The sequence below is a fragment of the Bdellovibrio svalbardensis genome (assembly GCF_029531655.1).
Taxonomy (GTDB): Bacteria; Bdellovibrionota; Bdellovibrionia; order Bdellovibrionales; family Bdellovibrionaceae; genus Bdellovibrio; species Bdellovibrio svalbardensis.
In genome coordinates this window covers 128,330-148,405 of record NZ_JANRMI010000003.1, presented here as the reverse complement: position 1 = coordinate 148,405, position 20,076 = coordinate 128,330, and the positions used below count along the sequence as shown (strand labels likewise).

The following is a 20,076-nucleotide window of genomic DNA, read 5'->3' as shown; positions in this document are numbered from 1 at the left end:
CTATAATGAGGAAAGGGCTTTAAGCAAATCATCCACTTTGATTTCTTCCATAGCATTGTCATATGGAGGATTTTCGTTCTGACGGACAAAGATTTGAATTTTTTCCCCGCGAGCGGCCCAACGACGTGGATGTTGCACGCGAATCGGGGAGTAAAGGCCCAGTGTCGGAGTTCCCAAAGAGGCTGCCATGTGAGCAACTCCCGTACTTGGAACAACAACCGCTTTGGCATTTTTAAGAACCGTGAACAGCTCTGGTGCCTTTAATAAATTCTGCAAAGACAAAACTTTGGAGTTCTTTGCAAAGTGCGCTTTGATGTCTTTAAGAAAAGGCTCATCTGCAGGGGTGCCGGTGAGGACCACTTGAGTTGATGGCGTGATTTTCTCGATCAATTCAATATAGTTCGCAGTAGGCCAGTTCAAGGCAGATCCCGCCATGCCCGGGTGAACTACGACATAGTTTTGGGCAGTCAGCCCATACTTCTGCAGAAGCTCGGGATTGGTTGGTGCCGTTAGTTTCAGAATCGGGGTGGCTGGGCGCGCGGAAGTGTCGTCCAAGGCATAACGAAGAAGATCAAAGTTGTAGTCGGCCTCATGCTGAGTCGCAAGGCTGCGACGTTGGCGCAGGCCCTTATTCAAGAACAAAAAGCTGTGCCATTGAGATTGGACCCCGGCTCGAACCGGAACTCCTTCAGCCCAAAGTGCATAACCCACCCACCAGGGAGCTTGGAAACTCACGGCGACTTCAGGCTTAAATTCACGGATGAATTTGCGCAAATTCTGAAGGGATGTCTTCCAGTCCTCTTTAGAAAGCTCAATATAGGTTCTACGAGGCTCCGCATGATCAGGCACAAAACCCAACCCTTTAGAAATCACCCAGCGAACATCACAGCCCTTCAATAGCTCCGCCTGATCCACACACATCGTGGAAATCAAATCACCAATCTTATCAAGCCGAACCAAAAGCACCCGTTTCATAACCCCCACTATAAAGGCCCCCCCAAGAAAAGGCAAAACCCAAAAGGTGCCTGCCATCTTCTCGGAAAAGGTGCCTGGCACCTTTTCCGAGAAAACGGCAGGCACCCCTAAAAAAAAGAGCTGGGGTTTCCAGCTCTTTTTGGGGTCTTATTTGTATTCTTCGATGCTTGGGCAGCTGCAGATGAGGTTTCTGTCTCCGTAGGCGTTGTCGACGCGTCCGACGACTGGCCAGAACTTGTTGGTGCGAAGCCATTCTACTGGGTAGACGGCTTCTTCGCGAGAGTATGGATGATTCCACTCTGGCTTCATCAACATCTGTGCTGTGTGCGGAGAGTTTTTCAAAGCGTTGTTTTCTTTGTCCATCTTACCAGACTCAATCGCATTGATTTCTTTGCGGATTGAAAGCATTGAATCGATGAAACGATCGAGTTCTTGTTTTGGTTCAGACTCTGTCGGTTCGATCATCAAAGTTCCGGCAACCGGGAAGCTCATTGTTGGAGCATGGAAGCCGTAGTCGATCAAACGTTTCGCGATATCAGTCACGTCGATGCCTGAAGTCTTTTTCAACTCACGTGTATCGATGATGCACTCATGGGCTACATAGCCGCTCTTACCTTTGTAAAGAACTGGATAGTCCTTTTCCAATTTCTTCGCGATGTAGTTCGCAGACAACAAACTCACCAACGTTGCCTTTTGCAAACCTTGCGCGCCCATCATTGTGATGTAAGCCCAAGAGATCGGCAAAATGCTGGCACTTCCCCAAGGAGCAGAAGTTGTTGCAGAGATTCCGTTCGCAGGACCTGCTTCTTTAACCAAAGAGTGCTTCGGCAAGAACTCTTTCAAATGAGCGCCGACACCGATAGGGCCCACGCCAGGTCCGCCGCCACCGTGAGGGATCGCGAAGGTTTTGTGCAAGTTCATATGAGAAACGTCTGCGCCGAAGTTACCAGGGCGGCACATGCCAACCAAGGCATTCATGTTCGCGCCGTCCATGTAAACTTGTCCGCCGTTGTCATGAATGATCTGGCAGATTTCTTTGATACTTTCTTCGTACACACCGTGAGTCGAAGGGTAAGTGATCATCAAGCAAGCCAGGTTTGCTTTGTGCTTTTCAGCTTTTTCTTTCAAGTCAGAAACTTCTACGTTGCCAAGAGCATCGCAGTTCACGACGACCACTTCCATGCCTGCGAGAGCTGCAGAGGCAGGATTTGTTCCGTGCGCTGAAGATGGAATCAAACAAATGTTTCTGTGCGCTTCACCACGAGTCTGGTGGTATTTGCGAATGACCAGAAGACCCGCGTATTCACCTTGAGAACCCGCATTAGGCTGCAAGCTTACTGCCGCAAAGCCCGTGATATCGCAAAGCTTGTGCTCAAGGTCTTTGATCATTTCGATCAAGCCTTGCGCCTGCGCCACGGGAGCAAACGGATGAAGTTTGCTGATTTCTGGCCAAGAAACCGGAATCAACTCTGTTGTTGCATTCAGTTTCATTGTGCAAGAACCCAATGGAATCATGGAATGAGTCAACGTGATATCTTTGTTTTGTAAGTGATGGATGTAACGAAGAAGTTCCGTCTCACTGTGATGAGAGTTGAACACCGGGTTTGTCATGTAAGGTGACTTACGAACCAAAGCCGCAGGCAGTTCGAATTTCAACGTGTCATCGATAGAATCCACCGTAAGATCTGTTTTCTTACCACCGTTGAAGGCCATCCAAATGGTCTCGATATCCTGAGGCTGAACAGTCTCATTCAAAGAAATACCCAATTTGTTTGGAGCAAGAATACGGAAGTTCATTTGCAAAGCTTCAGCATCAGCAATGATCGAAGCCGCTTTGTCCGTCGTCACGGTTACAGTGTCGAAGAAAGAATCTTTTGAAACATTGTAACCAAGTTTAGAAAGACCGTCCGCCATGATCGCAGTCAAACGATTCACGCGTTGAGCGATACGTTTCAAACCTTCAGGGCCGTGATAGACAGCGTACATAGATGCCATGTTCGCCAGTAGCACCTGCGCAGTACAAATATTTGAAGTCGCTTTTTCACGACGGATATGTTGTTCGCGAGTTTGCAAAGCCAAACGCAAAGCCGGTTTGTTTTGAGAGTCGACGCTGATACCAACCAGACGACCCGGCATCATGCGCTTGTAAGCGTCTTTAGTGGCCAAGAAGGCAGCATGAGGTCCGCCGAATCCGAGTGGTACACCGAAGCGTTGTGAATTACCCACCACGATGTCAGCGCCCCATTCTCCTGGAGGAGTCAAAAGTGTCATACCGAGAAGATCTACAGAAGCCGTCACCAAGGCTCCGTGATCATGGAATTTCTTTGCAGTTGCAGAGTGATCTTGCACTCCACCTTCTGTATCTGGGTATTGGAAGAAGGCACCGAAAACTGGTTTAGAGAAATCGTAAGCAGAAGGCTCCATCAAAATCATTTCAAAGCCCAATGGCTCTGCACGTGTGCCCAATACTTCGATCACATGAGGATGCATTTTCGGAGACACCACAAACGCGTTTGCTTTGTTTTTGCAAAGAGCGTGAGCCATGAACATCGCTTCCGCAGCCGCTGTTCCTTCATCAAGCAGCGAAGAATTTGAAATCTCCATGCCTGTCAGATCAATGACCATAGTTTGGAAGTTCAACAATGCTTCCAAGCGACCTTGTGCGATCTCTGCTTGGTAAGGAGTGTAGGCTGTGTACCAGACTGGATTTTCAAAGATGTTTCTTTGAATGATCGTTGGCGTGATCGTGTCGTGGTAGCCCATGCCGATATAAGATTTGAAAACTTTGTTCTTTGAAACCATTGATTTCAATTGGTTCAAAAGACCGTATTCAGAAATACCAGGGCCGACATCAGCGAAGTTGTGCTGAGTGCGAATTTGCGAAGGAATGATTTTGTCAGCCAATTCATTCAAAGAAGAAAAGCCCAAAGTTTTGAGCATCGCTTGAATGTCGGTGTCGTTAGGCCCGATATGGCGAGGAATAAACTCGTTGATAGGAGAAAGATCTGCTAGTTTCATGTGCACCTCAATGCGCCCGAGATTAGCACAGCCGACTATGAGATTAAAGCTTTGCAAGACGTCCAGTGGGTGCTAATGCGAGGCAATATATAGATGGGCGCTGACAGAGAGCGACATCAATCAATGTAGGCAATACGGGCGCTAGAAAAGCTTAGTTGGGAAACTCTTTGCGACATTCTTCCATAAGCTTTTTGCGGGGGGCACCACCCTGGCAGGACTTCATAAGGTCTTTGAAAACATCCAGTTTGTGAGAGTCCACCTTCAACTGCATCAGGTGGGCTTTGATGCCAGATAGCTCGGAAAGCATCACACCCTCAAATCGAAAGGTGAGGGCCCAAGGATGTGATTTGCTTTCAGGACTTTCCAGAATATCCGTAATGAGGGCGCGCAAGGATTTCGGAAAAGCCTTGGAGAGGAAAGTCAGCTCTTCAACTTTTATTCGGAAAGAGGGGTCTTGTAGAGCTGCAGCCTTTTGATTTTTAAAAAAGCTGTGTAAATAGGCAGCTCGTTCGTTGGAAAACCGTTCCTGATCCAGGAATGCGCCATTGCACAAAGTCGAACAAATTGGCGGCATTTTTGTTTTGTTGATATCTGACAAAAGTCCCTCGAACTGTCGCAGCTCCAAGATGTATTTTTGTCCGATGCGGGTCACTTCCTTGAGATTATGATCGACGTCCTGATCAGAAGAAATCGAAATCAAAGTCGTCACAGTCCAATAGGAAACCGCAGTTGTGGTGATGAAGGCAAAGCACAGCACGGCCAACAACAAAACGCCCAACAACTTAGCCAATGACTTTAAAACGGACCTAGCAATAACCATCAGGACGATGCTAGCACGCCTATTCTTGAGACTGAAACGTCGCAGATTCCGCGAGATTATTTTCCTGTTGTTTCTTTACGTTAGCCCAGATTTTTTGACTGACTGGACCGGGCAGGGCCGCCGATATTTCGGGGTCAGAAGTGGGCTCCACAGAGGACCAATTGAAAAGAATTTCTGCCTTCACTCCCGCCAGTGATTTTCTTGATGGTAAATCACGACTTTCATCTTCAACAGAAGGGTCCGCGACAACAGCTTGTAGAACTTGAACGACATCAGAGCGCAAATCGCTTTTCAAAGCTTCGAAAAGAAAGTCCACTGCAACATTCTGCAAGTGCGCGGCTTCTTCGTGGACTGCGACGGTTGTTAACAAAGGTTGAAGGCTGTGGATAAATCCTGAGTCATGCAGAAGTTTTCTTTTTGCAACTTTGTCGTGCTCTAACAACAGTGCTTTCGTTTCGATGGCAGCATATTTGTTGAGTTCTCTACCGTACTTGAAATCTTCCCAAACCTTCTTTGCAGCCGCCTCTTCCCGAGGCGAAGAGGCTTTCGAATCAGAAGAAGCTTTCATCATCGCAGTTTTCGCAGCAGGAGTCGGTGAAATCACAACGTCAGTCGCTATTTGCGACTCTAGGGAAGGCGCTTGTGAACTTGTCGTCTTTGGTGCCGAGATCAGATAGATCCCGATCCCGACACCTGCTGAAACGATGACCCCTGCGGTAACAGTCTTTATTTTCATTTGCTAAAGACTCCGCTTGTCAGTTTTTGTTTGAACAATGAGCGGTTCATGTCTTTGACTCCCGCATTTTGGAAGTAAGCCGAACCATTCAGGTAACCATTGGTCACAAGGATGTTCTTGTGAATCGCACTGGATTGAACAAACACATTGTAGACCTTGCCAAAATACTTCGTCGCGGTGATAGAAACGATTGGATCTAAGTTTCCACCCAATTGCACTAGCGATTCTCCGGCTTTGAATTCAGCGGCAGTTTTCATGAAGCCTTCTGAAGTTACAATCGGATGATTTGGAGTCACTTTCAACTCGCGACCTGATTTCATTTTGAAGACCAAGATGTCATGTTCAGTGTCGATCAATTCAGTAACCCATTGGTCGACTTTTGTTTTCACGACTTCTTTGCTTCCCATGGACTGCGCACTTTGCAATGAAGCCACGAAGTTCATGTTTTTAGTGAGGGCTTCAATGAACGGTACGTATTTCAAACTTCCATTGGCTTTTTCTTGAGCCAAGATCTGTTGCTCTGGTGTCGCACAAGAAGAAACACACACTGTCGCAACATAAACCGTCTCAGGCATCACGCAAGGTGCAGTTTTGACTTTTGGAGCAATCCAAGGTTTTTCAGGCTTGAAAGCAAAGTTCATGAATGTTGGGTACAATTCGCGACCTGCAGATCCCAAAGAGACTTGTTGACCACTCAAAGTCACTTTCACGTCATTGAAGTTATCCAAGAAATCTTTGATGATTGGAAGTTGGTTTTGACACTTGACCATCCAATCATAGCGACCCTTCGCTTCGGTATTGCTCAAACTGTCTTGAGAGCAACGGCGGGCGACGTAGTCGCGACAGAAGCTTTCTTCAACCCATGGGCTTGGTACTGAAACATTGCTTTCAAGTTGGACCTGATGATCAATACAAGCGTAAGTTTTTGTATTCACCACATCACGTGATTTAATGATCAAGCCAATTTGATTTTTAGGACATAGTTTTGAACTGTTCGCTTCCTCCGAAGTTGTTGTGACTTCTTGGCGGCGTACAGCCGCTGGATTGCCATCACAAACTCGTTCTTCGACCGGCATCGCAGATCCCTGGCAGCGGGCATTATCTACTTGAACCCCTTTATCGTCGCGGCAGACAAAGATACGACTTTGCTTGCCACCGCAATCTGCAGAGCAGGCAGTGAAGGCGTCAGTAGGAGCATAGCTGTAGACCGGACACTGACCGGGTGTTTTTAGGGTACCTTGACGAGTGTTTGAATTTGAAACTGAACCATCTTTACAAGTTTGATCAGAGATTTGCGTATAGACATCAAAGAATCCTTGTTCTCCGAAAGAACAAGTAAGAGGAACTTGTGTCTCACCAGTTACGACTCCAATTTTAACGGTGCCGTGAGAACCGAAGTTTCCGCATCCATCATGACAAGTCATTTGATTTGAACTGCTGGAACCGGAAAGAACTCCGTTATTGCAAGTACGTTGTTCGCTGACTGTCGAGCAGGAACCTGCTGGCGCCGCGTTTGAGTAGAGAACTTTAGAAGCTCCGTTTGCCAATAGAGAACCATCTGGAAGTTTACAAGACTGTCCCTCGCAAGGTCCTTCATTGGTGACTTCTTTGGTGCGTGAAACTTCAGTCCACGCCAACTTTTCCACGACCAGCTTACATTCTTCAACAACACGGTCGCGGTATGAAACAGATTTTGTTCCATCAATGCCGCAAGCCAGAGTTTCAGAATACAATTCGCTTTGCGATTCACGGGTCGCACCTTGAGTGGTGCAAGAGTTCGGATCTGCTGGAGCTGGCGGCTCTGGATCGACGACAAGATTTTCGATCACGCGAATTGAATGATCCAAAGTAATCCAAGGCTCTTGGCTTGAACCAAGATAGAGAGTTGCTGTCACAGGATAGGTGCCAATGGCTGCGTATGTATGAGTCACGGATTGATTGGCGCCTGTTTCGTTGTCTCCGAAAGTCCAACGAACAGCTCCAATTTTATCAGTTAAGCAGGGTGGGATATAAACGGACAGAGAAGTCGCCACTTTAACCTTTGCTTCCGTGGCGCCTGAGATCGCAAGCTCTTGAAGACAGCTCATGCCGTCGACCAGAGTAATGATTGTGATACGTTGAGATAGAGTTGTGACTTTGCCACTGGCTTCCGTCACCGTGGCTTTCACTTGATAAACACCGGGCTCAAAATAAACATGAGTCGCTTGCGGAACGTCATTCACAGTCGCTGTGGCATCACCAAAATCAAAGCTGATATGGCTGGGCGTGATTGACGCCGGAACGACAAGAGAGAAGCTGACATTATTAAATGCAAAGCCAGCTTGGGGGCCAGACAGCATCATCTCTTCAGAGACAACAGCTGTTTTAAATGAGACAACAGGCGCGTCCGTTGTGCCTGTTGTCTTTTCTTGAGCAGTTACCACATAGGATCCAGCTTTATTATATACAGATGTCAATCCAGTCGATGTTGTTCGAACGCTGCTGGAACCGGCAGCTTTCCAGCTGACTTTTTGACCGTTCACGCAGCTGCCTGAATCGGTCAGAGTGAATTTTACGGCGTTACCGGATTGAACTGCGGATTGGCCGACAATCTTCAGGCTTTCACCAGAGGCATCAGCAGAAGAGAGGTCCGCGGCGGAGACTTCGCACTTAATAGAAGCACTGTCCACTGTGCTTGCGAGATCTTGGTTGACGGTAGACTTTTGGCATCCAGCTAAAAGAACTAAACTCATCGGCAGTAAGACTCTTCCGTAATTCATCGGCGACTCCTTGCTTGCTTGATCTTATGGTTACGCTGGCAGAGATAAATCTCCAGATGTTTTCGATTGGCGAATCAATATGAGGTGGAGGGCTTGCTAAGAGTTTTACAGTTTGAAGGGACCTTTTTGAATGTTTGGTTTTGTGTGCAAAGTTTTGACGGGTGGAGTGGGGGGATGAGGAGTGTGTGAGGCAGTGATGGGTAGGTTGAGGGTGTTTCCGTCCGGGAGAACGCTAGAGGCCGGCCATCGTGGCCGTCCTGCCTAGGTAGGGTTTGGCTCTGGGTTTTAAAAAAAAAGACCCGCATTTTTTTGGAATGCGGGTCTTTTGAGACTTGTTTTTTTGTTAGCAGATTAGGCTTTTTTTGAAGCTTTTTTTGAAGCTTTTTTTGTTGTTTTGCGAGTTGTGGTTTTTTTCACAGCCGCTTTTTTAGTTGTTGCTGGTTTTGCTTTTGCTTTTGCCTTTACAGTGGCTTTCTTTTTAGAGGCTGTCTTCAATTGGTTTTTGAAGATGGTCTTTTCAAGCTCTGTTTTTTTGGCGATTGCTTTTTTCTTTGCAACGACGATGTTCTTTTCAAGAGCGTCAGCTGACTTTTTGATTTTCTCAAGAGTCATGTTCACTTCTTTTTCAAGCTTCTCTTCTGAAGTGCTAAGAACTTTAACGATCTCTTGGTACTTCTTCCAAGCTTGCTCTAGTTTTTCTTCTTTCTTTTGATCGAAAGAACCTTTGAGCTCAGTTTCTCTTTTTTTGATTTCGTCGCTCAATTTTTGGAAGTTCTCAAGAAGGTTTTGTACGTTCTTGTTTTTGGAGAGGTTACCCAAGATTTTTTGGAAAGCTGCAGATGCCACGAAATTCTCCTTTAGTTAAGGTGCATTCAAGATACACCTAGAAAGGGGGAAATTAAAGTCCCCTCTTAATACTTTGACACAAAATTAATAGTCGTTACCAAATTTTAGAGTTTCTAACCAAACTTCACGTGTGGCTGAAAATTTTCCCGGAAACTTCTCAAGGCCTTTTTCACGAAGCTTCATCGCGTAGTCACTGATGTAAGCCTTCAAATGGTCCTCGTCCTTAACGTGGTAAATGATTTTGACCTCTTTGCTGGAAGCGACCATAGCGCCACCTTTGCGAAGGCAAAGATCCGCACTTAAGAATCCAGGAACCTTAAGGAAATCAGGGATGTGTTCAGTTTTAAGCCATTCCACGTACTCAGCATAAGCCTCGTGTTGAACCGTCATGTGAACTGTATAAGTGACCATTGGTTGCCTCTATAGAGTGAATTTGAAGTCTTTGATTAGCATGCCCGGGATTTTTTTGCCACCGAAAGAGCGACTTTCATAGGTGGAAACCTGGGGATCGACCTCTTGGAAGTCTGTGACCGCGACAAGATTTTGCCCAAGGCAGTCGAAAAGACTTTCATCGAAACGCATATCTGCAATCGGGGCGACGATTTCGCCATTTTCCACCCAGAAACACGCATAACGGGTCATTCCCGTGATTCGCGCATTCATACGGTCTGACCAATTCAGATAGTGTAAATTGGACAAATAGAGTCCCGTGCCTAGTTCCTTCAAAATGTCGGCTTTCTGCAAAGTTCCCGGAAGAATCTCTAAAGAACGGGGTGCTTCGGAAGAATCCGCCGCATTCCCAGTGACTGAATACTCTTTCGCAGATCTTGTGGAGATCAGGAAGTTGGCCAGCTTGCCTTCGCTCACCAATGGCAACGTCTCTGGAGAAAGTTCGCCCAAAGAGTTGAATTGATGAATCAGACCCATTTTGTAGTTTTCTTGCATAGAGAAAAGCGGTGACAAAGTTTTCTCTTTATCCGCCAGCTTCATGAACGCGCTGGTTCCTTGCTTATAGCCATTGAAGCTCAAGGCGCCCCAATAGAACATGCTCGCAAGCTCAGCCACGGCGCCCGGAGCGAGATAGGCTCTGTAGGCCCCTGGTGGCAATGTTTTCTTTGGTCGGTCCATCAGTGCCAATTGATTTTTACTTTGCGCCAAGTTTGCCGCGAAGTCCGCCTGGTTCCAAGCGGTACCCGCGTACACGCCTTTCACAGCTTTTTCGCCAAGGTACAAAGAGTAATCCATAAAGAAGGACTCATTCGCGAACCAATGGCTTTGACCTTTGGAGTTTTTATTTGCAGAGATCAAAGCCCCTGCGCAGTAAAGTCCCGCAAGGTCACTGCCTTGTGCGGGCTCTGTGATTGCCTTGAAGAGTTCACCTTCAGAAAGCAAATGTCCCGTGATGGTGCTATCGCTCGTGCCGTTATTTTGCAAAGCCACCTGATAAGGGTCTTCGGGCAAAAGATCACATTCTTTGCGAGCTTCTGCCAGCCAGTGATCGGCGCGTTTTTTATCTTCCTCCACCTGGCCTGTGATAGAGAAACTGAGGTTCGCTGTCTTGCCATTTTTTTGCAGTAGCAAACCCAAAGAACGCTGTTCAACGTGAGTGTTCTGACGAACTTTATTGTTATTGAAACGGATGAAAGTTGTATCTTCGGCGTGAAGATTTAAATTCGCTTCTTCGCCAGTCTGAAGGCTTTGCAAAAGATGATCTGCGACAGCATTGAAAGCTTTTTTGGTGGATTCAGTAAAATTCATTTTAAGCTCCAAACACTTCGATATTAGAGAAGAGGCAATAAGGCGTGGTATGTCCGACGCGAATAACCTGATTTGGTTCGCCTTTACCACAGTAAGGAGAGCCATAGGTTTCACGGTTTTCACTGACGGCTTTCAAACTGTTCCAGAAATTCACAGTGGTGCCGCGATAATTTGGATTTTTAAGAGTCTTTGTGAGCTTGCCGTTTTCAATCAGTTTCGCGTACTCGCAGCCGAATTGGAATTTGTTGCGATAGTCGTCGATAGACCAGGACTTATTGGCCATCATGAAAACGCCGCGCTCTGTGGAGGCGATCATCTCAGAAAGTTTGCTGGTGCCCGGTTCCAGATTAATATTCGCCATGCGATCAATCGGGGCACGATTCCAAGAAGAAGAGCGGGTGTTGGCAACACCTGGAAGATCCAGGCGGGCTTGGGATTCCAGGCCACCTAAACCACGCACCAGAAGGCCGTCTTTGATAAGGAATTCTTTCTTCGCTGGGTTTCCAGAGTCATCAAAAGCATAAGACGCCAAAGCATCAGGAATGGTCGGATCAAAAGTGACATTCATCAAGTTCGAGCCATAACGAAGTTTGCCGAAATCATCCGGCTTCACAAAACTCCATCCGGCATAGTTTCTTTCGTCTCCCAAAATACGATCATACTCCAAGGGATGCCCGATAGATTCATGAACCTGCAAAGTCATTTGATCAGGCGCGATCAAAAGATTCATAGCAGTCTCTGGACAGTTTTCTGCAGAAAGAAGTTCGACAGACTCTTCAGCTAATTTTTTGGATCTCTCCAGAATGGAAGCGCGGTCGAAAACTTCGGCGCCCACTTGCAAACAGCGCGCAAGACCGCCGCTGTCAGAGCGGGTTTGGGTATCACCATTGGCGCCCGCAGTGGCCGAGAAGTCGGTGCTGACGATAGAAAACTTCTGATGAACATCAGAACCGCTGGTGCTGACTGAGAAAAATTCGGTTTCAACAATCATAGCGGTGGCAGAACGGCTGACGATTTTGTCAGACACTTTCATCGCCCTGGTGGCATCGACAAAGATGTCAGAAATCTCTTTTGCAGAAATTGAATCCATGGGGCGAGTCACTGGGGAGTGGTAGTGTCCTTTAGCCATGGGGCGCTGCAAAACCGAGAAGTCGTGAACCTTAAAAGAAGAAGCTTGCTTGGCCATTGCCACAGCTTTGCTGAAGGCGCGCTTTACACCCGAATCAGAAAGATCGCTGGTGCCCGCGTATCCAAAGTGACCGTTCACCAAAACTTCCACCATGATGCCATGATCAAAAGAGATATGATTGCGATCGGGCTTTTCATCGCGAACTGTGCGGTAGGTGGTTTTTTCAGAGACGTGACGCAATTGGGCCCAGTCGACGGAATCTTGAAAGGATGAGAGGGTTTTATGGAGATTCAGGTTTAAGCTACCAGTTAGATTCACAGTTTGGCCTTTCCTCAATTAAATTCAGTATTTCAGATATAGGATCGAGCGAAAAAATACAACTTTGAAACCAAAAGGCTGTGAAAGTTATACCGAGGTTTCGCTCTATAGTACCCGAGTTCCCCCTCGGCGCGAGTCCAGAGGACCAAAGTGAATGGGAGCAAAATGGCTCGAAATCATTTGGCAAGCGTATTGCTTTATAGCTTCCGTGAAACGTCTCTGGTGTCACATTGAACCAACGATGGAAAATACCAGAGAAGAAGGGGTAAAAAATGAGAATCGCACTAGCAGCCTTGGCCACTTTCTTTCTAGTTCTTTTGTCACAAACAGGTTTGGCCCATGCTGAAACTGAATTACCTCAATGCTCGATGACAAGCGAAGGGATCTTTAACGGATCTTGGGTGAAGCACCGTATCGTTTCCGGTGAAGAGGTCCTTTTCGGGGCGAATCAAATGGAATCGATTTTTTCTCAGCTTGATTCCTTGCGTGCGAAAGGTCTTTGCCGCTAAAGTGGCAAGTCTTGGATCGTAAAGAATATCTTTCATCAATTTGGAAACCCTATCCGGCCATGCCTTCGGGTGTCATCGTGGCCGGTCGTATTTACGACCTGGTTCGTGAGGACGGAAGCCTTGCGCTGACTCTTCACCGTGACCAACAAACTCATAAAGTTAAATTCGATAATGCCCCCGAACATTCAGAATTCCTGGATTTCGGTGATTTGGTTGCGGTTGTTTCCGTCAATGAACTGGTGTTGTTGGCTCCACAATTGGCACCTTTGCCAAAACGCTCTTATGACAAAGAATTGTTTTTGAAATGGAATTCTTATCTCGATCATTTGCGCGGGTTTTTTAAATTCAATAACTTTGTAGAGTTAAGAACCCCGGGCCTGGTGGTTTGTCCCGGCACAGAACCCGCTCTGGATGTGTTTTCCACAGAGCTCAAGGTTGGCTCACGCAAAGAGAAATTGTTTTTGCCCACCAGCCCTGAACTTCATCTGAAGAAAGCCTTGGCTTTAGGTGCAGAGAAAATTTTTGAGATTGCCCCTTGTTATCGCAATGGCGAAGTGACAGAACGTCATCAGCCCGAATTCTTGATGCTGGAGTGGTATCGCGCCTACGACAATCTGGCGGCGATTAAAAAAGATGCGATCGGTCTTGTGACTTATCTTTCAAAATCCCTCAAGGTTCCAGGGCCGCGCCAGGTTATCAGCTATTCCGTCGCAGAACTTTTTAAAATTTACTGCAATTTCAATCTGACTCCTCAGACCACTCTTGCCGAACTCAAAGCCTTGGCGGAAAAGTTAGGCGTGGACGTACGAAGTGCCGAAAGCATCGACGACTATTTCTTTCTGATCTTCATGGATAAAATCGAATCGCAGTTGCCACCTGAGGATTTAATTTTTGTTGAGAAATACCCTCCTTATCAGGCGGCTTTGGCGCGCTTAACAGAAGACGGTTGGGGGGATCGTTTCGAGTTCTATTGGAAGGGGCTGGAACTGGCCAATGCTTTCCATGAATTGAATGATCCTAAAATTCAACGGCAGCGTTCCGAAGAGGATTTACAAAAGAAAAGAGCTTCCGGAAAAGAAGAGATTCGTCTGGATGAAGAGTTCTTCCAAAGTCTAGAAGCGGGACTTCCTCCCTCTGGGGGGATCGCCCTGGGAGTAGAGCGTCTGTTTATGTGTCTTTTTGATGTGAAAAATATCAAAGACCTTCGTTTGTTCCCCTCAGTATAAATAAATCGTGAATTAAAGTCGGATCTGATGCCCTCGAGAGAAGTCGAAACAGACTGTCTTTGTGGACAAGAATTTTGTATGCTCTGGGTTTGAAGAAAACTAAGAGAAACTTAATGTTCGAGGCTCAATAATGAGAAAAGAATTTTACACGGCCCTCGTGGTTGTACTTGTTGCGAATGTTTTATTTTACTTCTATTGGATGCCGGGGTTGTTATCTCTCTTCTTTTTTGTTCCCTTCTTCGCATTGGGAATTCGCGATATCAGACAAACTCGTCACGCAATTAAATCCAACTTCCCAGTCTTTGGACATTTCCGTTATCTCTTGGAATCAATTCGTCCCGAGATCAATCAGTACTTTATTGAATCCAATACCGATGGTCGTCCATTCAATCGCGAACAGCGTTCCGTCGTTTATCAAAGAGCTAAGAAAGTTTTAGATACAGTGCCGTTCGGAACCCAGCACGACGTTTACAAACAAGGTTATGAGTTTGTGACTCACTCCATGTATCCAAAACATGTGGATGAAAAAGATCTGCGTATCACCGTGGGTGGCGAGAAATGTAAACAGCCTTATTCTTTGTCTTTGTTAAATATCTCAGCGATGAGTTTTGGTTCTTTGTCGACGAACGCCATTTTGTCTCTGAACGGAGGCGCCAAAGACGGTGGCTTTGCGCACAATACGGGGGAAGGCGGTATTTCTCCTTACCATCTTGAATTGGGTGGAGATTTGATTTGGCAAATCGGTACGGGTTATTTTGGTTGCAGAACCCATGAAGGTACTTTTGATCCACAACTTTTTAAAACCAATGCCTCTCGTCCTCAGGTGAAAATGATTGAGATTAAGTTGTCCCAAGGGGCAAAGCCGGGGCACGGTGGTATTCTTTCTGGTAAAAAAGTGACGCCTGAAATTGCCCAGATTCGAAATGTGCCGATGGGCAAAGATGTGATTTCGCCTCCGGGACATAGTGCATTTAGTGATGCCGCGGAAATGTTGAAGTTCATTGAGACCTTGCGTGAACTATCCGGTGGAAAACCCGTGGGTATTAAATTGTGCCTGGGCCATCGCCGCGAGTTTGAAGAGTTGGTTTCTTTGATGGTGGAAAAGAATTCTTATCCGGACTTTATTGCCGTCGACGGTGCCGAGGGTGGAACTGGCGCTGCACCACTTGAGTTCACAAACTATATGGGCATGCCGGGCATTGATGCTTTGGTGATTGTTGTTGATACTCTGAAGAAATTTGGCGTTCGCGAGAAGGTGAAAGTTCTGGCAACCGGAAAGATCACGACTGCTTTTGATATCGTAAAGTTATTGTGTATTGGTGCAGATGCGACCTATGCGGCTCGTTCAATGTTGCTGGCTTTGGGGTGTATTCAAGCACTTCGCTGCAACAATAATAAATGCCCAACAGGTGTTGCGACTCAAGATCCAAATCTGGTTAAAGGCCTTCATGTGCCGACCAAGCGAGAGCGTGTTAAAAACTTCCATGCAGAAACACTGGGAACGGTGGCGCATATCATCGGCGCCATGGGAGTTTCAAAGTTTCAAGATCTGACTCGTGCGGATTTGTATAAACGTGTGGATGACAACCATATTAAAACCTATCAAGAAATCTACGCTTCGATGGTTTAAACTTTCGGAGTCTGATATTCAGAAATAAAAAAAGGAACCCGTGGGTTCCTTTTTTTTATTCGCCTTTTCCGCCGTTGATATCTTCTTTGAGTTCTTTACCAACTTTAAAGAATGGCAATTTTTTCTCTTCAACATTGATGATTTCACCAGTGCGAGGATTGCGTCCTTTATAAGCGCCATATTGACGATTTACAAATGAACCGAAACCACGGATTTCAATACGGTCATCGCGCATCAAGGCTTCCACCATAGAATCAAAAATAGTGTTAACTACAGTCTCAGCTTTCACGCGAGTGATGCCGGCTTTTTCTGAGATCAAATTTATTAAATCCGCTTTTGTCATCTTCAAGTTCCTTCAGATCTCAAGCTCAGATATGCCGTATTTCGGTCTAAACATATCGAACCATAAAGCATTGATAACACTCCCGATTATACAGATGTGCAGGGGGCTGACTATCACTTTTCAATACTTTAACTCAATGCTTCTTATACATTCCGGTGTTGAGCAGTATTTTTCGGTAGGCATCGAGCACGGACTGGACCAGTTTTGGGGTGTCAAACAGGTCTACGACGCGTTGACGGGCTCTTTCGCCGATTTCGTCCGCAGGCATGGTGCCTGAAAAGATCTCAACCAAGAGGTTGCTCATGGAGTCCACGTCGGCCGGGCGAAGCAAGAAACCGTCTCTGCCATCTTCAATAATGTTGGCAATAGGCGACACTTCAGACCCCATAACCACTTTTTTCTGCGCCATGGCTTCCAAAGTGGAGGGTTCAAAGCCTGTTGTGCGGGAACTCATGTTTACGAAAACATCGCCCAAGACAATATAGTCTTCGATTTCGGGGGCTGGAACTGCGCCCGTTAGGATGACTCGATTGCCAAGAGCCAGATTGAGGACTTCGAACTCCACATTTTTAAACTTGGGTCCGTTGCCGACGATGATCAAATAGCTGTTGGGCTTTTTAATCGCCACCTTCTCAAAGGCCTTTAAAAGCGGAAGAAGTTCTTGAACCTCTGTCATATCGCTGATTGTAACCGCGACATGGGAATTTTCCGGCAGACCCAGCTTTTTACGAAGTTCCAAAGACTTCTCTTTAGGCGACAAGTCACCCAGTTCAATTCCATAAGGAACCGTGTAAGTGTGAAAGTCAGGATAAAGATAATATCTTTCCAGAATGATTCTTTGCTGAGGATTGGTAACAAAGATCCCGTCGGCCGTCGAAAGAAGCTGGCGGTCGCCACCATAATAAGTTGTCAGGAATTTATAAGCGGTTGCGATCGCCGTGGTCAGCATGCTTCCCAAGGTTTCGCGCTTCATTGCTAAGATCGCAAAAAGCTGTGACATCTGAGTGGCTTCCACATCATAAGCCATCGCGATTTTGAAATCTTTTTTGCGATTGCCAATGCGGTAACCCGATCTATCGATGCTATGAACCAGGTGAAAAGGTTCTTCTTTATGAAGTTGTGCAAACTTCTGCCGAACTGCAATTTGGAAGCTCATATGAGAAAGATTCTTGGCACCTTCGTGAAGATAAAGAACGCGCACGCCGTCGCGAATCACTTCAGGTTTTTTCAAGAATGAAGTGGTCGAAAGCACCGTGACCTTATGTCCTTCGCGAGCCAAGCCGCGAGCAATAGGCCATAAAAATCCATGGTCCGTCGCACGACTTAATATCGGGAAACGGGCGGAGGTCAGGCAGATATTTAATTTCTCTGGAAGTTTCGACTTCGCAAGCATGAACTTATCTTAGATGAGACAAGGCCTTGTTGTACAGACGATTGAGTTCATTTAAGGACGAATCAATCAGATGGCTGCCCTGAGCTCTTTGTTCAGACATGACTTCAGGCAGACGAAGGTGAGGTCTGGAAAGCAGCTTTACCAAATCTCTTTGCGTGTGTTCGTGATTCAGGACCCAGCAGTTTACCGCGTTTTTCCAAAGATCAGAGTGAATACTGGTCTGGCGGGAATCCAGAATCATGACCGCTTGAGACTGAATGGCGCGCATATAGTATTCAGTCATTTCAACCGGCGTGAATTTCTGCCCCGCTAAAACAAAAGCTGTTGCACGCTCTAACAAAATTTTCGAAAGGTGAGGCGGCATAGAACCGGTCACAACCCAACGGTGCTCGCAATCGAATTTGGCCATCCAGGCCGCAAACTTCTTACGATCGCGCAAAGGCCAATGAGAATAAGATCCCCACAGAGCCACTTTGTGCTTTTGCGCGAGAGTTCGGATGCGCATGAGATTTTCCGAGTCAGGATTAAAACGAGTCTCACGGAAAGGGACGACAAAATAGTCATTGTCAGCCAAATCTGCGATCAATCGGGCGTCACTGCCATCGGCATAGATTTCAGAAAGAGTATCATGACGGAAATCCAAGGCCGGAGGTAAAATCCCTCGTCCTTGGCTGTTGGAGCGAACATTTAGTCCGCGCAACTGTCCCAATGCTTCGACCGTCGGGCAGGTGATGATATCGCTTTCTTCAACCAAATAGCGAACCGGGTTGCTGCGGCGAAGTCCATAGCGAATATTCAAAAGGGAAGTCGTCAGAACACAAGCAGGATGAGATTTTGCAAAAGTCGAAAGAACGATTTGTGCCGCATTCATGCGGTCTTCATCCAGAACGATATGTAAGATTTGCGGTTGCAATCCGAAAAGACCTGGAATGATTTTAAGGCCTTCGACAAAGTTCCATCTTCTGAAATATGCCATGAATTCGATGCCGTGCAGGTGGCCCAGAGGCTCTTCACCTCTGCTTGTAAGAATCACGACCTCATGTTGCTGGCTGCGCAGAGCCTGCGCCAATTGCCAAGAAGTGGCCGTGATATTTTTGCTTACAAGAATTATTTTCGCCATTCAATCCCTAAGGCTTTATAGATGCGATCAAGTATCTTGCGGTTCGCTTCTGGAATATTGCGATGCTTGAGTTCTTCTGGGTGAATCCACTCAAGCATCATGTGATGTTTGGCGCGAGGTTCACCTTTCCAGTAAATGATCTCATAGAACAATATGAGAATCCCTACGTCCCCGTATGAATGAGTGCAGGCGAGTTTGAGTTCCCCGACTTCGGCTTCGATACCCAGTTCTTCATTTAATTCTCTTGCGAGAGCGAACTCAGGCGTTTCCCCGTTTTCAATCTTTCCACCGGGAAATTCCCATTGGCCAGCTAAGGAGTTATTTTCAGGTCTTTGGCCGACCAGAATTTTACCATCTTTACGCAAGAAGCCTGCAACCACAGGAATCCAATGACCTTTGCGGATCTTGGATTTCTTTGGCTGACCTGTTTGCACTCCAGCTTCGCTGGGGCTGGTTTGCCCTCCGGCTCCGCCGGAGGAAAGCTTATTGTCGCTCATGATGCTTTCTTGCTACCTCGTGGAAAAAACCGGGACCATAGAACACGAGTGCAGAATAAATTTGAACAAGATTGGCGCCCATTTGCAATCTTTCAAAGACATCATCCGGACTCATAATGCCACCAGCACTCACCAGCAGCTTCTCATCTTTATTTTTGCCTAAAATTTGCACAGCAATTTGCAAGGCGCGTTGAGAGAGGTGCTTTAAAGGGGCTCCAGAAAGTCCCCCTTCTGCGGGGAAGTGGCAGCCGGGAGGCCTTGAAAGTGTGGTATTTGTCAAAACGAAGCCATCGACACCCAATTCATGACAATGAGTGATCGCTTCGGCCAGGGCATCATCGCCCATGTCAGGACTCAACTTCACCAAAACCGGAGTCGGCTCAAAGTGTGAAACTCTGTCGATGATGGGACCCAAAAGATTGCGAAGGTTGTCTTTGTTCTGAAGTTCGCGAAGTCCCTGAGTATTTGGGCTGGAAACATTCACAACAAAGGCATCGGCAAATGGACGAAACTTATCGACGAGGGTCAAATAGTCTTGGACGGCCTCGTTGTTCGGAGTCGTCCGATTCTTTCCGATATTCACAAAAACAGTAGTGCGAAATCGGGGGGCATAAGCAGCAAGATTATAGAAAACTTCGTCAGCGCCATGGCTGGGAAAACCCATTTTATTCCACATCGCCTGAAGTGATTTATCGCGGTCCATGATTTTTCCAGGATTGGGATCCTGTGCGAGGGGAGTGACCGTGCCGACCTCGACAAAACCGCAACCAAGGCGCCACCAGTCCTTTAGATGTTCTGCATTCTTATCCACTCCTCCTGCAATTCCTACTGGATTTGCAAAAGTCATATCCCGCCATGTGAAGCTATTCCATTCCGGAATTTTTCTTCCGTAAGCCATCGAAATAAAGGGAAGTGTGAGAGGGATAAGATCGTGAGCCCATTGAGGTGGTAGTAAAAGCCAAGGACGCATGAATACTCCGTACAGCTGGCAAAAAAAGA

17 protein-coding genes are annotated in these 20,076 nt (G+C 46.6%); 3 read left to right on the top strand and 14 right to left on the bottom strand.

All coding sequences use genetic code 11. The features are described 5' to 3' along the window. From NWE73_RS10800 to NWE73_RS10760, 9 genes are all read right to left on the bottom strand, one after another. On the bottom strand, positions 1–975 hold the full coding sequence (locus NWE73_RS10800) for a glycosyltransferase family 9 protein (protein WP_277578335.1): 975 nt from the start codon (positions 973–975) through the stop codon (positions 1–3). Between the two features lie 147 nt (positions 976–1,122). Next, a complete protein-coding gene (gene gcvP, locus NWE73_RS10795; RefSeq protein ID WP_277578334.1) occupies positions 1,123–3,993 on the bottom strand; it encodes an aminomethyl-transferring glycine dehydrogenase in 2,871 nt (956 codons plus the stop codon). A gap of 151 nt (positions 3,994–4,144) precedes the next feature. After that, positions 4,145–4,813 (bottom strand): hypothetical protein, encoded by a 669-nt coding sequence (locus NWE73_RS10790; protein WP_277578333.1) that lies wholly within the window; start codon positions 4,811–4,813, stop codon positions 4,145–4,147. Positions 4,814–4,832: 19 nt separating this feature from the next. After that, positions 4,833–5,549, bottom strand: a complete 717-nt coding sequence (locus tag NWE73_RS10785) for a hypothetical protein (RefSeq protein ID WP_277578332.1) — start codon at positions 5,547–5,549, stop codon at positions 4,833–4,835. After that, positions 5,546–8,308: a PKD domain-containing protein gene (locus NWE73_RS10780; protein WP_277578331.1), complete on the bottom strand. Its 2,763-nt coding sequence runs from the start codon at positions 8,306–8,308 to the stop codon at positions 5,546–5,548. The genes NWE73_RS10785 and NWE73_RS10780 overlap by 4 nt, the downstream gene beginning before the upstream one ends. Positions 8,309–8,659: 351 nt before the next feature. Then, positions 8,660–9,154 carry an actin-binding protein gene (locus NWE73_RS10775; RefSeq protein ID WP_277578330.1) on the bottom strand — a complete coding sequence of 165 codons (495 nt, stop codon included), beginning with the start codon at positions 9,152–9,154 and terminating at the stop codon, positions 8,660–8,662. A gap of 84 nt (positions 9,155–9,238) precedes the next feature. After that, a complete protein-coding gene (locus NWE73_RS10770) occupies positions 9,239–9,565 on the bottom strand; it encodes a DUF4286 family protein (RefSeq protein WP_328517230.1) in 327 nt (108 codons plus the stop codon). Between the two features lie 9 nt (positions 9,566–9,574). Next, positions 9,575–10,912, bottom strand: coding sequence for a TldD/PmbA family protein (locus NWE73_RS10765; protein WP_277578328.1), 1,338 nt, complete (start codon positions 10,910–10,912; stop codon positions 9,575–9,577). A 1-nt stretch (position 10,913) separates the two neighbouring features. Then, positions 10,914–12,359 (bottom strand): TldD/PmbA family protein, encoded by a 1,446-nt coding sequence (locus NWE73_RS10760; RefSeq protein ID WP_277578327.1) that lies wholly within the window; start codon positions 12,357–12,359, stop codon positions 10,914–10,916. A 272-nt stretch (positions 12,360–12,631) separates the two neighbouring features. Between NWE73_RS10760 and NWE73_RS10755 the strand changes: the two genes are divergently transcribed. The 3 genes from NWE73_RS10755 (at position 12,632) to NWE73_RS10745 (ending at position 15,724) form a co-directional block, all read left to right on the top strand. Further along, a complete protein-coding gene (locus tag NWE73_RS10755) occupies positions 12,632–12,868 on the top strand; it encodes a hypothetical protein (RefSeq protein ID WP_277578326.1) in 237 nt (78 codons plus the stop codon). A gap of 11 nt (positions 12,869–12,879) precedes the next feature. Continuing rightward, complete coding sequence (locus NWE73_RS10750) at positions 12,880–14,094, top strand: EF-P lysine aminoacylase GenX (RefSeq protein WP_277578325.1); 1,215 nt, start codon at positions 12,880–12,882, stop codon at positions 14,092–14,094. A gap of 130 nt (positions 14,095–14,224) precedes the next feature. Next, a complete protein-coding gene (locus NWE73_RS10745; RefSeq protein ID WP_277578324.1) occupies positions 14,225–15,724 on the top strand; it encodes an FMN-binding glutamate synthase family protein in 1,500 nt (499 codons plus the stop codon). A gap of 55 nt (positions 15,725–15,779) precedes the next feature. Here the strand turns inward: NWE73_RS10745 and NWE73_RS10740 are convergent, their stop codons facing one another. The 5 genes from NWE73_RS10740 to NWE73_RS10720 all read right to left on the bottom strand — a co-directional run bounded on the left by NWE73_RS10740 (position 15,780) and on the right by NWE73_RS10720 (position 20,047). After that, positions 15,780–16,067, bottom strand: coding sequence for an HU family DNA-binding protein (locus tag NWE73_RS10740; RefSeq protein ID WP_277578323.1), 288 nt, complete (start codon positions 16,065–16,067; stop codon positions 15,780–15,782). A gap of 133 nt (positions 16,068–16,200) precedes the next feature. Then, the gene (locus tag NWE73_RS10735; protein ID WP_277578322.1) at positions 16,201–17,460 is read right to left on the bottom strand and encodes a glycosyltransferase family 4 protein; all 1,260 of its coding nucleotides are present in this window, start codon (positions 17,458–17,460) and stop codon (positions 16,201–16,203) included. Between the two features lie 4 nt (positions 17,461–17,464). Beyond that, positions 17,465–18,580, bottom strand: a complete 1,116-nt coding sequence (locus NWE73_RS10730; RefSeq protein WP_277578321.1) for a hypothetical protein — start codon at positions 18,578–18,580, stop codon at positions 17,465–17,467. Further along, positions 18,568–19,077, bottom strand: coding sequence for an 8-oxo-dGTP diphosphatase MutT (mutT, locus tag NWE73_RS10725; protein WP_277578320.1), 510 nt, complete (start codon positions 19,075–19,077; stop codon positions 18,568–18,570). The genes NWE73_RS10730 and mutT overlap by 13 nt, the downstream gene beginning before the upstream one ends. Further along, the gene (locus NWE73_RS10720) at positions 19,064–20,047 is read right to left on the bottom strand and encodes a quinone-dependent dihydroorotate dehydrogenase (protein ID WP_277578319.1); all 984 of its coding nucleotides are present in this window, start codon (positions 20,045–20,047) and stop codon (positions 19,064–19,066) included. Before NWE73_RS10720 ends, mutT begins: the two co-directional genes overlap by 14 nt. Between the last annotated feature and the right edge of the window lie 29 nt (positions 20,048–20,076).

What these genes read in the sequence shown, in the direction of transcription:
- NWE73_RS10800 (WP_277578335.1), bottom strand. Translation starts at nt 975, where the DNA reads ATGAAACGGGTGCTTTTGGTTCGGCTTGATAAGATTGGTGATTTGATT.
- gcvP (WP_277578334.1), bottom strand. Translation starts at nt 3,993, where the DNA reads ATGAAACTAGCAGATCTTTCTCCTATCAACGAGTTTATTCCTCGCCAT.
- NWE73_RS10790 (WP_277578333.1), bottom strand. Translation starts at nt 4,813, where the DNA reads ATGGTTATTGCTAGGTCCGTTTTAAAGTCATTGGCTAAGTTGTTGGGC.
- NWE73_RS10785 (WP_277578332.1), bottom strand. Translation starts at nt 5,549, where the DNA reads ATGAAAATAAAGACTGTTACCGCAGGGGTCATCGTTTCAGCAGGTGTC.
- NWE73_RS10780 (WP_277578331.1), bottom strand. Translation starts at nt 8,308, where the DNA reads ATGAATTACGGAAGAGTCTTACTGCCGATGAGTTTAGTTCTTTTAGCT.
- NWE73_RS10770 (WP_328517230.1), bottom strand. Translation starts at nt 9,565, where the DNA reads ATGGTCACTTATACAGTTCACATGACGGTTCAACACGAGGCTTATGCT.
- NWE73_RS10765 (WP_277578328.1), bottom strand. Translation starts at nt 10,912, where the DNA reads ATGAATTTTACTGAATCCACCAAAAAAGCTTTCAATGCTGTCGCAGAT.
- NWE73_RS10755 (WP_277578326.1), top strand. Translation starts at nt 12,632, where the DNA reads ATGAGAATCGCACTAGCAGCCTTGGCCACTTTCTTTCTAGTTCTTTTG.
- NWE73_RS10745 (WP_277578324.1), top strand. Translation starts at nt 14,225, where the DNA reads ATGAGAAAAGAATTTTACACGGCCCTCGTGGTTGTACTTGTTGCGAAT.
- NWE73_RS10740 (WP_277578323.1), bottom strand. Translation starts at nt 16,067, where the DNA reads ATGACAAAAGCGGATTTAATAAATTTGATCTCAGAAAAAGCCGGCATC.
- NWE73_RS10735 (WP_277578322.1), bottom strand. Translation starts at nt 17,460, where the DNA reads ATGCTTGCGAAGTCGAAACTTCCAGAGAAATTAAATATCTGCCTGACC.
- NWE73_RS10730 (WP_277578321.1), bottom strand. Translation starts at nt 18,580, where the DNA reads ATGGCGAAAATAATTCTTGTAAGCAAAAATATCACGGCCACTTCTTGG.
- mutT (WP_277578320.1), bottom strand. Translation starts at nt 19,077, where the DNA reads ATGAGCGACAATAAGCTTTCCTCCGGCGGAGCCGGAGGGCAAACCAGC.
- NWE73_RS10720 (WP_277578319.1), bottom strand. Translation starts at nt 20,047, where the DNA reads ATGCGTCCTTGGCTTTTACTACCACCTCAATGGGCTCACGATCTTATC.